A 13529-nucleotide genomic window follows, 5' to 3' on the forward strand; every position below is an offset into this window, starting at 1 on the left:
AACGTCCTATGAAGACATTCAAGAAGTCTTTAGTTTTTACCGCGATGGCTGCAGCAAGTGGTGCAGTCGTAGCAGCAGAAAATGAACAACCCAATATTGTCGTAATTGTTGGCGACGATGTCGGATTTGCCGATACGCAACCTTATGGTTCAGAGGTCGCTACACCCAATTTGATGGAGCTTGCTGAAGAGGGCATTAAATTTACTAACTTTCACGCGTCACCTACTTCTTCGGTGACTCGTTCAATGATGTTGACAGGTGCGAATAGCCATGAAGTTGGCTTGGGCACGTTTGATTACGCGGTTTATCCTGATGCTGTTGGTAAACCAGGCTATGAAGGGTTCCTCACGAAAAAAGGTGTGACGGTCGCAACATTACTTAAAGAGAACGGATACCACACATACATGGCGGGTAAATGGCATTTAGGTCACGATGATGGCTTTTTACCAGATGATCGCGGTTTTGAAGAAAGCTATGGCATTCTAGCTGGTGGCTCAAATCACTTTAACCGAGACATGATGTTCCCAGCGAAAAACGCCGCGACAGCACAGGCGCTTCAAAAAGGTGAAATACCTGGAGTGGAGGTGGAGCCGACATATCGAAATGGTGAAGTGGTCGCAGACGAATACAAAGGTCAATATTCAGATCAGGTGTACACCGATGAAGTCATCAAGATGATTGAGAGCAATCGAAATGATGGTAAGCCGTTCTTCGCTTATGTTCCATTCACCGCAATACATCTACCGCTGCAAGCACCGGAAGCGGCATACGCAGATAAAGTCGAATACTACGCCACGCATGGCTGGGATTCTGTTCGAGAAGATCGTTTCAATCGAATGAAGGAGATGGGCGTAATTCCAAAAGACGCTTCGCTGTCCGATCGGAACTCTCTAAGCCGCCCATGGGATTCATTAACAGAGAAAGAGCAGCAGTGGTACGGTAAAAAAATGGCTGTTGCGATGGGGATGATGGAGCTTCAAGACCAACAAATTGGTCAGATCGTAGATTACCTAAAGAGCATTGATGAATATGACAATACTTACATCATGTACCTTGCCGACAATGGACCAGAAGCGACAGACATCACTGGAGAAAACATCAGTGATCTAATTCGCACATGGACTGCGCACCATTTTGATAATTCAGTGGAAAACCTTGGTAAAGAAAACTCAAGTGTTTCTCTTGGCCCTGAGTGGGCGAGTGCTTCCACAGGCGGTCTATCATGGTACAAAGCGTATACAGCAGAAGGCGGAATCAGAGTCCCATTCATCGTGAAGCCTGCCAAAGAACTACTTGAAGGTGATGGAGCATTAAAACCGGGTACGCAAACCAACGATCTTTCTCAGGTGAAAGATGTGGCGGCAACTATCCTAGAAATAGCAGAGGTTGAGCACCCTGGTACGTCCTACAAAGGAAGAAAAGTTGCGCCAATGAGTGGGGTAAGTTTACTGCCGTATTTTGAAGGGAAAACGGAAACGGTTCATACCAGTGATAATCCGATTCCATTCGAACTGTTTGGTAGTGGGATTCTGCTCAAAGGTGATTACAAGATCATTCGTATCTCAACGGGTATGGGCGGTGACAGTGAATGGCACATGTATAACACCAAAACAGATCCAGCAGAGCAACATGATTTAAGAGATAAGAAGCCTATTCTATTTAGAGAGATGTTGGCGGATTATCAAACTTATGAGAGGGAGCAGAACATTATTCCCGTTGATGAACGCTGGAATCCATTCGAGAATGTGAAATAAGTGCGGACCCATATAGGGGAAGCATCGGTCGCTTCCCCTCAATCATAAAAGGATGTTCTTGTGACTTAAAAGTTAAGGCCCTTATCCATGACTAATCTCTCTGTTCCTCAGTTTAATGGTAAAGCACACAGCAAGCTTCAAGCTCTAGCGAAACCTATTGGTGCGGTGTGCAATATAAATTGCACTTATTGTTACTATCTCGACAAACAACAACTTCTAGAATACCCCAAAGGCGAGTCATATATTATGGATGAAGGGATGCTCGAAGCGTATATCAAGCAATATATAGAGGGCCAAAATACACCTGAAATCGTGTTCTCTTGGCATGGTGGGGAACCTACTATGTTGGGATTATCTTATTTCGAAAAAGTCGTCGAGTTTCAGCACAAATATTGCCCTGAATATAGCAAGATCAGTAACGATTTGCAGACTAATGGAACGCTATTAAATGATGAATGGTGTCAGTTTTTTAAGCGCCATGATTTTATTGTTGGTGTGAGCATCGATGGCCCTGAGCATTTACATAACCACTACCGAAAAAATAGAGCGGGTAAAGGGACGTTTGCAAAAACCATGAAAGGTATTGAGCTTTTGAAGTCTCATAACGTTTCATTTGCCACACTAACATGTGTGAATGACGTGACAGGGTGTTACCCGCTTGAAGTCTATCAGTTTTTACGAGATGAGGTTGACTCGAAACAGATTCAATTCATCCCTGTTGTAGATAAACGCTCTAGCTCTACGAATAATAAATGGATGCATGCGAACAAAGCGATAATCCCGGTACCAGGGCCTGTGGAATCATGGAGCGTAGGTTCTCGCCAGTGGGGAGTATTCCTCTCGACTATTTTTGACGAATGGTTCAAGCAGGACTTCGGCAGAGTATTCATTCCTTACTTTGAAAACGTTATAGGTATGTGGATGGGTAAGCCAAGTACGATGTGTACTTTGAGTGATATCTGTGGGAAGGGGTTAGCTGTGGAGCCGAATGGTGATGTGTACTCGTGTGATCATTATGTGTATCCAGAGTTTCGTATCGGCAATATCCTTAAAACGAATCTAGCTAGTATGGCCTTTTCCTCACGTCAACAGGCTTTTGGATTTGGTAAACAAAAATCACTGCCAAAGCAATGCTTACAATGTGCGTTTAAGTTTGCCTGTCATGGTGAGTGTCCAAAAAATCGTATTATTAAGTCCAATGATGGCGAAGAAGACCTGAACTACTTATGCTCTGGTTGGCTTAGTTTCTTTAAGCATGTCGATCCGACCATTCGCTCACTACTCACTGTTAATGGTATTAGTGCTTTAAATGAGAAATAGACTTCACTTGGTTCGGTCTTCAAAAAACTCACTTGTGGTTCAGACACAAGGATAGTCCGGGCCAAAAGAAGAGCTACGTGCATCTTTGCTGTTTCACCTTCGCCTAGACCCGCACTGCTGGCCCTTTTCTGTATGAGAGCTAATCTAGCTAATTGAGGAAACTGTTTCTTGCATGGCTGTATCTAGAATCGCACGATTTCTTTGCATTGCCGCCATGAGGGTTGAGCCAAGCCAGAGTCCATAAAGTGTGCGAGATAGTGCTTTAGGGTCGGTGATGTTAAACTCGCCATCTTCATTTCCTTCAATAAACAGATCCGCCATGCGCTGGATGATTTTCTCGGCACCCTCCGACATTGTGGACTGCATTTGGTTGGAAGTGCCAGAAATCTCGCCTGCCAGTTTGACAACCAAGCACTGGATTTGAAAGTTGTCTGTTAGCTTGGAGTCGCTCCAGAACGTAAAATATTCAATCACTCTTTGACGGCGTGTCATTGTCTCATCACTTAAGTAACCATTTAATATCGATAAGTGGTCATCAAAGTAATTCCCAAGTAGGATTTCGCCAAAATGTTCTTTTGATTTGAAGTAGTGGTAAAAAGAACCTTTGGTGCCCTCTGCCTCGTTGATGATCTTCATAAGTCCAACACCGGCAAAGCCATGTTCATTAATCAGCTTGTAGCCCGCATCTAACATGGCTTGGCGCATATCTTTCATTGGTTTCCACTCTCCACCTAACATAGTCTAGAGAGTATACCAACCGCTTGGTCTAGTAGCGACAAGTAATTGCGCTGGGCAATATAAACTTGTTGTCTTCACCCATTAGCTGATTTGATAAAAGTGTTAACTAGGTAGGTATTTATCAAGTGAAAGGTGATATGACGACAATATATTTCATTCATTTATGTGAGATTTATTGATGTTATGTTGGTGCGATTTTAACTATTGAGATCGTACACACACCAAAAAAGAAAGCGCTTTCTTTTTTGGTGTGTGTAGAGATATAGTGACTTCCACATATTTGAATTAGTGATGTCAGTTGAAACATAGATAACAGTAGTCACTAGTACTACAAGGAAGGAGATAAATATGCACAAGTATGCCAAAGGACCATCCTTAGCAGGGCTTGATATTAGTTTATACAGTAATGATGAACTTAAAGGGCTGGTACGCAAATTACTAAAACGCAAGATCCATGGTATATCGTTTAGCCCTTATATTCCTGGACAAAGCCCTGGCTCGTTGCTCTCGGAAGAACAAATTCGAGAACGTCTCTCCATCATACATCCCTATGTTAAATGGATACGTACATTTTCATGCACCGATGGGAATGAGTTAATTCCTAAAATCGCTCACGAAATGGGGCTAAAAACTTTGGTTGGTGTCTGGCTCGATGATGATCTAGAGAAGAATGACATTGAGTTAAAAAATGCAGTAAAACTCGCTGAAGCTGGTTATGTCGACATGCTGGGAGTTGGTAATGAAGTGTTGCTGCGTGGAGAGTTATCTGCGGATCTCTTAGTGGAATACATCGAGAGTGCAAAGAAAGCAGTTCCGAACATTGATGTTGGTTATGTTGATGCATATTACTTATTCGAGTTAAACCCAGCGGTGACTAATGCCTGTGATGTGGTTTTTGCTAACTGTTATCCTTTTTGGGAAGGTGTACCTATCGAGCACTCTTTGGTCTACATGAAGGATATGTACCAAAGAGTGTCCAAGGTTTCAGGCGGCAAGAGGGTGGTGATCAGTGAAACTGGCTGGCCGAATGAAGGGCCATCCGAATACGGTGCTGTTCCTTCGTGGGAAAATGCTATTCGATATATGTTAAATACTTGCGAGTGGGCGGAGAATGATGACATCGATCTATTTTACTTCTCTTCTTTTGATGAGGCTTGGAAAGTTGAAAAAGAAGGGGGTGTAGGTGCGTGTTGGGGATTGTGGAGCGAAGAGGGAAGACCAAAGTATGTCTAAAAAACATAGTTCACTTCCATATGGTAGAGCGATTTGCTATTCGGGCTATCGAAATGGACAGAGCCCTGTAACTGGAGCTTATCCAAGCTACGAACAAATCAAAGAAGATTTACTGATTCTTGAACCAAATTGGGACTATCTCCGACTTTATGACAGCAGTACTCATGCTGAGTTGGTTCTGAAAGTTATTCAGGATGAGAAACTATCTCTACGAGTGCTGTTGGGTAATGATTTAGCGGCAGAGCTTAGTAATCCTAACTGCCCTTGGGAAGCCCAGTACTCAGTAACGCAATTGGCGGAAAATAAGGCTTACAATATACGAGGATTGTTACGCACTATCGAGCTCTCAAACCGTTTTAGTGACATTGTCGTGGCAGTCTCTATCGGTAATGAGGCGAGTGTTGATTGGACCGATCACTTGGTTAGTGTGGAAAGTCTTATCGCTTATGCCTTGATTTTGAGAGAGAAGATACCTCAGCCAATTACTTTCTGTGAGAATTATGTGCCATGGTGGAATAAACTAGCCCCACTTGTTGAGGTCATCGATTTTATCTCTATTCATACCTATCCTGTGTGGGAGTATCAAGGTCTTGAAAGTGCTATGGATTACACAGTTAGCAACTATACATCTGTCGCAAGTAAGTACCCTGATAAACCTGTAATAATAACCGAAGCCGGCTGGGCAACTAAATCTAATGGCCGAGGAATTGACGTTAACAATGCATCTGAAGAACACCAATGTGAGTACCTCCGACAATTGGTTAATTGGGCTGAAAATGAGCAGGTACTAACGTTTGTATTTGAAGCATTTGATGAGCCTTGGAAAGGATCAGAGCACAGTGATGAACCTGAAAAGCATTGGGGTATTTACTATGAGTCCAGAGCTGAAAAACCAGCGATAAAAACAATGCGCTTGGTGAAGGGTTAAGAGGGCATAGAAGTAATATTCCTTGTTCAAAATAGCGGGTAAATAGGGCGGATGTTATTACACCAAAATTCGCCCTATTTAAATTTTCATCGAACCCAAAACATTGAGCAATGAGAGAACCCTGTTAGGGTGGCACTATCGCAGTTGTACTAAACAGCCATAGCTAGAACTCTCCACATGCAAGATATATCGTATTCACTTCAATGTATGCAATTGCTTATGGTCAAGTCGTTGTTGGAAATTCAGCAATGATTGAGCGTAATTTCTGATTCTTACCACGTCATATATTGCATTCATATTGAGGTTTTTTACCTCTGAATGAACTTTTACCTCTTCCAACCAAAACACATCAAACAACAAATGAAGATCATTAGCTAATACTCTTTCTATAGTGACACTATCTTGTTGCTCATCGTTCAAGACACCCGATATATCAACGATCATCACTCTTTGGTTTTGTGGGAAGCGAGAAACTGTCATAAGGTAATCTTCTATTCCACTGACAATATTAATAGTGCATTCTCCCTCTCCGGTATCAAGCACCTTGTATGGTCTGTCGTTGAGGTAAATAGTTGTTTGGTAATGATTTTCTTCTAAAGATAGATTCGAATTCATGGTCATTCTCACAAGTAAATATAGGGTATAACCTTATACTTCAAGTGAATCTAATGAATATGAATAAGAGATATTCATGTTTGGTCTTTTTTTGTTCAAATATGAATAACTGTTATCCGTATAAATACTCTGAAATAAACTTATTATCTCTCTCGTCAAACGGATGAAATGAAAAATAAAGGAATAAATATATTTAAAGAGAGATACAAACATGAGTAAAAAAAACATTCTATCAATCGCAATTTTATCTTCCTTTGCAAGTAGTGCATTCGCACTGGATTCTTCACGCTTTAGTGGTGAAATAGCTTTCGCTTCTGGGTATATGTCAACGAACTCGAACCTAAGTACAGAAAGTGACGCATTGTTAACAGAGCACACAAAAAAAGGCTCACACAATGGTGATTTTGTGGCAATACCGCTAGGTACCTTAGCTTATGATCTAGGTTCAGATCGAAATCAACGTATTTACTTGGGTACATCTCGTGATGACTTAGCTGTGGGCGATCTTGCTTTCGAGCTTGGCTATCAGTATGACATGGAAAGCGGAACTCAAATTGATGTTGCCTACCTCCCAACAGTATTGTCTGGTGAAGTTTGGAAAGACCCATACCTAGAAGGACGCCGTAGTGAAACCGACATCGACGGCCATGCATACCGTCTAAAAGTGAGTAATATTGCGGGTTCAGGCTTCTTTGTTGATATGGCTTACGCCACAACAGAAGTAGACCAAGAACGTATTCAGCAATCTGAACTATTACGTGATAGTGATATGTATTATGTGAAAGGCAGTTACTTGACGTACTTCACGCCAGGTATGGGATTGAGCACAAGCTTCGGCTATTTACATAATGATGCTGATGGTAAAGCAGAAACGTATGACCAATATGAAGTAGAAATGACTTACTTCTTAACTCACAATGCACACACTCTAGCGCTTACAAGTAGTTATGCATATCGAGACTATGATGGCCACAATTCACTCTACGGAAAATCACGTTCAGACAATCGCCATAAGTTTTTTGCGGCATACGAATATGCCAATATTGCTGGGCTTAACAACTGGAATTTAGTTTCTTTTGCAGGTGTTAACTACAACGATTCAAATATAGATTTTTATAAGAGTGAAGAATATTTGGCGACAGTAGGTCTTAGTTATAAGTTTTAAACATTATTATAGTTAAAAAGCCTCTATCGGTAATACGATAGAGGCTTTTTATCATCTGACTAAAAAATCTGATTATTGATTTTCTGGCTGAACAATAGAGTTAAAAAAATCTTGTACCGCTTGATGTATATGTTGGTTAAGCGGATAGCCTCTTTTCGATTGTAAATATCCACCAGAGACGCTCACCGTCTTAATCCGCTCGGGCATTTTTGGCAACGGGTAACACGCAAGCCTTTCATCATGCATAAGAAGATAACTGCTACTAAATGCCATAGCGTCTGAGTGAACAAGTTTGTCGACCATCACTGGAACACTGTGACTGATCAAAGTAATGCTCGGCTCTACTCCCTGAGCAAGAAATAACTCATCGTACATATCATGCTTAGCGATAGTTGAGTCCGACGCGTATTTAACGCGAGGAATAGTTTTCACCTCATCCCAATCCGACGTTCTGCTGAGTATGGGATGATCTTTTCTGGCAACCAAATTAACAACGATATCTGACAAGTGATGAACATAGATATCTTGAGGAAGTGGGAACAAGGTGTAATGCAACATATAGTCGATGTCACGATCCAAAAGCTCTTGCAATGAGTTCTGCTGCCAATAAGTAATTTTAAACTTAGCTTTAGGTAACGCTTTGGAGAGTGATTGATACAACCCTCTGCCGAAAACATCGAGCAATGTTAATTCGACAGCAATAACAACGCTTCCCTCGAACTCTTCAGGGTCGAACTCTTGATAGGCTTCAAGCACTTGGGTAAACGGGGTAAGCATGTGTTCTGCTGCTTCTGCCAGCTTCTCTGCCAATTCGGAAGGCTCTACACCATGTGCTTTTCTAATAAAAAGTTGATCGCCAAATGTTTCTCTAAGCTTTGCCATTCCACGGCTTACGCTGGTTTGAGATATACCTAATTTCTCTGCTGCAACAGACGTATTCCGAGTTTCTACTACCACTTTTAACAGCCGTAGTAAGTTCAAATCTAGACTTTCAAGGTTCTTATCCATGACGCTTTTCTATCCATTGTCTATGTCGGTCTTGTTTACAACATATCATAAAGTACTGTTAGCTTAGTTGTTTATCGAGCTTTTCTCAGCCAAGTTAACGAAAGCAGGCTAAATAACAGGTAGAAAAAAACCGCCAGATTGGCGGTTTTAAATAATAAACAGACTTAGAAGTGCCACTGTAAGTAGAGTGAGTTATAGTCACTTCCTCCTTTGATTCTTCCAAAAGCAGATGTACTAGTAAAAATACCAGAACGGTGATGTAAGCTATAACCCAACCACAAATTGCTTAGGGAGTTCTTGTTTAATAAATCTCCCATATTCACATCCGCACTGAAGTCTAAATAGTTCATCAACTTACTTGGCTCATAGCCTTTATCATTTAAATTTTTGTTCTCAATGTGGCTAATTTTGGTGCTGTAAGAAATGCCTTCAGCAAAACCTAATCGAGTTCTGACCGCCCAATCAAACGTGTAGTAAGCCTTAATTGCCAATGCGTATTCGTCGAAAGAACTCTGGGTATCTGAGTTATGATGGTAAACGTAGCCTGGCGTTAAATAGAAATCGAGAGGGATACCAAATACTGTGCCTGCTAAAGGGTGTCCATAAAAGATCGACGTCATGGTATTTCTGTCTGGGTCTGTATCGTTATCGAACATGAATATCTCAGTTGGACCAGATTGCGTCGCTAGCCCGCTAGCTAAACGAAGATATGCCCCATCGGGCAGTTTTGCTTGCGAAGAACTTATTGAGCTACCAAACATCGCCAACCCCAAGTAGCCTTCCCATTGAGTATGCGAGTCTATGGTCTGGCTAGAGTAAGTATCGTGGTCAAAAAAGGTAGCGCCAAAGTGACCAACCGCATAAAGGTTTTGATAGATCTGGGTACGGCCTTTGACGCCAACCTTGCTATCAACACCGGAACCAATATCATCAATTTGAAGACCATAGTAAGTGTTATTAAACCGAGATGATTTCGCTCTCAATGAAGCGTAAAGAGAAGCTTCCCACCTTTTCCCTTCTAACTGGTAATCACCTGTCAGGTTCGAGTACATACGACCATCATTGTCGCTGAGTACCTCCAGACTAACGTCGACTTTCGGAGAGTAATGCCATATGGCTTTCGCACCAAAATCGATCTGCGATCCTTGAATCTCGTTCTGCGCGTATCGCGGGATATCAAAAAAGCGCATTTGAGCAGCCAGTCCAATGCTAAAATCGGGACTTTGAAACAAGTGATAGCCTCCCGATGCGCCATCGAGATAGAAGTTGTCACCTTTGTAGAATAACAACGGCATCACGTCGTTAACGGTGTTTCCGTCCGTTTTAAAAGGCATAGAGGCGCTTCTGACACCAATCCCAACTCCCCAGCTTTCTTCTTTCTCAATGGCAGAATACTCAAGTTCACTTGCTATCGATAACGGAACCGTAAAAAGTAGAGGTAATACAAATTTATGCTTCATCTTTCACTCTTTTCATTTTGCTAGAGTGCAAGAGGCACTCTTTAATTACTCACCCTTCTTAGATGATTACCAATGCCTTGAAACATTGACCCAGAATATCCTTTACACAAAGATTCTATTGAAGAGACGCATCAATCGACACGTTTTACAGATATTCATATTTGGTGAAATAGCACGCTTTCGTTAGCCATACGAGCATGCACAAAAAAGCCCATCAATGATGGGCTTAAGGTGAAATCAAGATGAGTTATTGAGCTAAAGCGGCTTTCGGTTTTACTCGGAAGAACAACGCGTAGTTCAGAGGTATTACCACCAGCGTCAGAACCGTTGCGAATAGAAGACCGAACATAATGGTCACGGCCATACTCTTGAAAAACGGGTCTACCAGCAATGGAGCGACACCAAGAATGGTCGTTGTTGCACCAAGAATAACAGGTCGTGCTCTGCTCATTGCGGCATCGATAATAGCGTCGTACGCTGCTTTGCCGTTGGTGACTTCATTCTCGGCTTGATCAACTAAGACGATTGCATTTTTCACCATCATTCCGACCAAGCTCAAGAAACCTAGCGTCGCCATAAATTCAAATGGCGTTTGGAAGACGACCAAACCAATAGCGACACCAAGTACTGCTAGAGGAACCGTACACCAGATTACCAATGCCTGACGAATACCATTGAACATGAATACAACTGCCAACACCATTGCTGCAAAGCCATATGGAGCAGATATCATTAAGCCTTCATCCGCCTCTTTTGCGTCCTTATATTCACCAAACCACTCGAGTTGGTAACCGACAGGTAGAGGCATGTTTTCAATTTTCTCTTTGACTGCATCTAACGCTTCTGAAGTTAATACTCCTGAACGAGGATCTGCCTGAGCCATAATTGTTGGTACGCGATCGATACGGCGTAACATTGAATCCTGCCACTCCAAATCAACACGGTCGACAAACTGTGCGAGTTGTAAGTACTGACCAGCAGTCGGACTAAATACTTGTGTATTCTCGATGCTTCGCTCATGCGTACGCTCGCTTTCTGGTGCTCTTACAACAATCGGCACCAAATCACTACCTTCACGGTAAACCCCCACTCGAGAGCCAATTAACGACTGCTCCAATGCTTGATTCAGCTCTTGCGTTGTCAGACCAAACTGCTGAGCACGATCCGAAGCGTAGACAGGTTTCACAACCGGAACTTGTTGGCGCCAATCATCTTGAATAGCAACCAATTCTGGTGTCTCTGCCATCAATTGCTTTGCTTGCTCTGCGAGTTGTCTTAACACATTACTGTCTGGACCGCTAAACGCCGCTTCAATCTTCTTGCCACCGCCAGGCCCCAACATAAACTTCCACACATTGACCGATGCTTGTTCATATCGCTCATTAAGTTCAATTTGAAGCACTTCGACAAGCGGCTCAATCACTTTAAAATCATCCACATCCACCAGCATTTGTGCATAGCTTGTGTTTTGAGCTTCAGGTGAGTAAGTCAGCATAAAACGTAAACCACCAGAGCCAATGAAGGTTGTCGTATTCGTTACTCCCTCTTTTGCTTTGACATCGCGTTCAATTTCTAACATGACACTTTCTGTCGTTAGAATATCTGTACCTTGAGGAAGAAATACATCAATTACAAACTGTTCTCGTTGAGACTCTGGCATAAAACCTGGCGGAACGTAGCTAAACATCTTTACACCAGCGAGAAAGACCAAAATAACAATCGCTAATCCTTTCTTCTGGTTGTTTAGCACCCACTCCAATGTTGATTTGTACCAAAGGCTGACTTTGCTCGGCGCTTTGTCTTGCTTGTCTTTATTTACCTTCAAAAAATCATGACAAAGTAATGGCGTTACAGTGATTGCTAACACCCAACTTAGGAACATCGAATACAAGATGACCCAAAATAGAGAGCCTGCGTATTCCCCCATGTTCGATGGAGACAAACCAATGGCGCTAAATGCACAGATACCGACGATAGTTCCGCCTAGCAAAGGCATTTTTGTCTCATTAACGATGTCATTAATGACTGATTTTTTATCAGCGTTTGGATTCTTTTGTAATCGAGTTATTACGCCGTCTGTTACTACAATGGCATTATCAACCAACATACCGAGCGCAATAATAAGCGCACCAAGTGAGATTCGCTGCATGGCAATGTCGTCGATCAGCATGATGATCAACGTACCCGCTACCGTTAGCGTCAGCACAAAACCAATGACAATGCCCGTTCTCACTCCCATGAAAAGGAGTAGAACGATGAATACAATGACCACTGCCGCGATTAAGTTGTTAATGAAGTCAGCTACAGAGTCGCGAACAGAGTCAGATTGAATCGAAATCTCATGAAGTTCAATGCCATGTGGTCGCTGTGCCTCTAACTCCGCAATGCGTGCTTTAACAGCATCACCCATCTCAACGACGTTTCCACCTGCAACGTTTGAGATACCTAAGCCAATTGCTCGCTCTCCGTTATAGCGCATTAAAACGGATGATGGCTCTTCGTAACCACGTGTCACGTTTGCAATATCCTGCAAACGCATCACCGTATTACTGTCACCCAAACCAATTTGTAATGACTTCAATTGTTCAAATGAGCTGATGCTTGCGCTAGGAATGACTGAAATACGCATACCATCTGTATTTAACGCACCAGCAACGGTCACGACATTTTGCTTTTCTAATACTTGGTAGACTTGTTGAGCTGACACGCCAAACTGAGCCAAGCGGTCACTTGAGATTTCGACAAAAATCGTTTCTTGCTTCTCTGCAAGCGTTGCTGTCTTAGAAACGCCAGGCACTAACACCAACTCTCTGCGCAGCGTGTCCACATAGTCTTGCAACTGCTTATCGGTAAAGCCATCACCAGTCACGGCATAGAACTGCGCATATACATCGGCAAAGTCGTCATTCACAATGGATGGCGCAGCGCCAGGAGGCAAAGAACGTTGAGCATCACTTACCTTTCTTCTCAACTTATCCCACACCTGTTGTAGCTCAGCTTCGGTATTGGAAAATTCACGTTTAATTTCAACCGTGACTTCCGACATGCCCTGCTTCGACACAGAGGTGATTTCTTTTACCTCTTGCAAAGATTGCGCAGCACCTTCAATCACATCCGTCACTTCATCAGCAACCTCTTGAGCCGTAGCCCCCGGATATGGCGTCACAATAACCGATTGGCGAATAACAAACTCAGGATCTTCAAAGCGACCCAACTTCAAGTAGCTGATGTATCCTCCAATAAGCATTAGAGCAACCATCACCCACACACTTGTGCGTTTTGCTATGGTGTATTTCGCGATATTCATC

General features: G+C 42.6%; 10 protein-coding genes. 5 read left to right on the forward strand and 5 right to left on the reverse strand.

All coding sequences use genetic code 11. From position 1 onward, the window contains the following. Window positions 1-8: 8 nt before the first annotated feature. Window positions 9-1754: an arylsulfatase gene (locus OCV50_RS22960; protein ID WP_261905314.1), complete on the forward strand. Its 1746-nt coding sequence runs from the start codon at window positions 9-11 to the stop codon at window positions 1752-1754. 87 nt (window positions 1755-1841) lie between these two features. Next, a complete protein-coding gene (locus OCV50_RS22965) occupies window positions 1842-3074 on the forward strand; it encodes an anaerobic sulfatase maturase (protein ID WP_261905315.1) in 1233 nt (410 codons plus the stop codon). Window positions 3075-3218: 144 nt separating this feature from the next. Here the strand turns inward: OCV50_RS22965 and OCV50_RS22970 are convergent, their stop codons facing one another. Next, a complete protein-coding gene (locus OCV50_RS22970) occupies window positions 3219-3788 on the reverse strand; it encodes a TetR/AcrR family transcriptional regulator (RefSeq protein WP_239842627.1) in 570 nt (189 codons plus the stop codon). 372 nt (window positions 3789-4160) lie between these two features. Between OCV50_RS22970 and OCV50_RS22975 the strand changes: the two genes are divergently transcribed. Next, entirely contained in the window at window positions 4161-5045 is an 885-nt protein-coding gene (locus OCV50_RS22975; protein ID WP_261905316.1) for a glycoside hydrolase family 17 protein, read from the forward strand. Beyond that, complete coding sequence (locus OCV50_RS22980; RefSeq protein WP_261905317.1) at window positions 5038-5973, forward strand: glycoside hydrolase family 17 protein; 936 nt, start codon at window positions 5038-5040, stop codon at window positions 5971-5973. The genes OCV50_RS22975 and OCV50_RS22980 overlap by 8 nt, the downstream gene beginning before the upstream one ends. Window positions 5974-6168: 195 nt before the next feature. Here the strand turns inward: OCV50_RS22980 and OCV50_RS22985 are convergent, their stop codons facing one another. Beyond that, the gene (locus OCV50_RS22985) at window positions 6169-6588 is read right to left on the reverse strand and encodes a hypothetical protein (protein ID WP_261905318.1); all 420 of its coding nucleotides are present in this window, start codon (window positions 6586-6588) and stop codon (window positions 6169-6171) included. A 211-nt stretch (window positions 6589-6799) separates the two neighbouring features. Between OCV50_RS22985 and OCV50_RS22990 the strand changes: the two genes are divergently transcribed. Next, window positions 6800-7753: a DUF2860 domain-containing protein gene (locus OCV50_RS22990; RefSeq protein ID WP_261905319.1), complete on the forward strand. Its 954-nt coding sequence runs from the start codon at window positions 6800-6802 to the stop codon at window positions 7751-7753. A 72-nt stretch (window positions 7754-7825) separates the two neighbouring features. On the opposite strand, the gene OCV50_RS22995 is transcribed toward OCV50_RS22990, so the two are convergent. The 3 genes from OCV50_RS22995 to OCV50_RS23005 form a co-directional block, all read right to left on the reverse strand. Further along, window positions 7826-8761 (reverse strand): LysR family transcriptional regulator, encoded by a 936-nt coding sequence (locus OCV50_RS22995; RefSeq protein ID WP_261905320.1) that lies wholly within the window; start codon window positions 8759-8761, stop codon window positions 7826-7828. 164 nt (window positions 8762-8925) lie between these two features. Then, the gene (locus OCV50_RS23000) at window positions 8926-10221 is read right to left on the reverse strand and encodes a MipA/OmpV family protein (protein WP_261905321.1); all 1296 of its coding nucleotides are present in this window, start codon (window positions 10219-10221) and stop codon (window positions 8926-8928) included. A 247-nt stretch (window positions 10222-10468) separates the two neighbouring features. After that, complete coding sequence (locus OCV50_RS23005) at window positions 10469-13528, reverse strand: efflux RND transporter permease subunit (protein ID WP_261905322.1); 3060 nt, start codon at window positions 13526-13528, stop codon at window positions 10469-10471. Window position 13529: the final 1 nt, after the last annotated feature.

Origin of the sequence: Vibrio fortis (genome assembly GCF_024347475.1) — a bacterium.
Taxonomy (GTDB): domain Bacteria; phylum Pseudomonadota; class Gammaproteobacteria; order Enterobacterales; family Vibrionaceae; genus Vibrio; species Vibrio fortis.

Excerpts from the sequence above, each read along its gene's own strand:
- OCV50_RS22990 (WP_261905319.1), top strand. The coding sequence starts at position 6,800 with ATGAGTAAAAAAAACATTCTATCAATCGCAATTTTATCTTCCTTTGCA.
- OCV50_RS22965 (WP_261905315.1), top strand. The coding sequence starts at position 1,842 with ATGACTAATCTCTCTGTTCCTCAGTTTAATGGTAAAGCACACAGCAAG.
- OCV50_RS23005 (WP_261905322.1), bottom strand. The coding sequence starts at position 13,528 with ATGAATATCGCGAAATACACCATAGCAAAACGCACAAGTGTGTGGGTG.
- OCV50_RS22985 (WP_261905318.1), bottom strand. The coding sequence starts at position 6,588 with ATGAATTCGAATCTATCTTTAGAAGAAAATCATTACCAAACAACTATT.
- OCV50_RS22980 (WP_261905317.1), top strand. The coding sequence starts at position 5,038 with ATGTCTAAAAAACATAGTTCACTTCCATATGGTAGAGCGATTTGCTAT.
- OCV50_RS23000 (WP_261905321.1), bottom strand. The coding sequence starts at position 10,221 with ATGAAGCATAAATTTGTATTACCTCTACTTTTTACGGTTCCGTTATCG.
- OCV50_RS22995 (WP_261905320.1), bottom strand. The coding sequence starts at position 8,761 with ATGGATAAGAACCTTGAAAGTCTAGATTTGAACTTACTACGGCTGTTA.
- OCV50_RS22970 (WP_239842627.1), bottom strand. The coding sequence starts at position 3,788 with ATGAAAGATATGCGCCAAGCCATGTTAGATGCGGGCTACAAGCTGATT.
- OCV50_RS22975 (WP_261905316.1), top strand. The coding sequence starts at position 4,161 with ATGCACAAGTATGCCAAAGGACCATCCTTAGCAGGGCTTGATATTAGT.
- OCV50_RS22960 (WP_261905314.1), top strand. The coding sequence starts at position 9 with ATGAAGACATTCAAGAAGTCTTTAGTTTTTACCGCGATGGCTGCAGCA.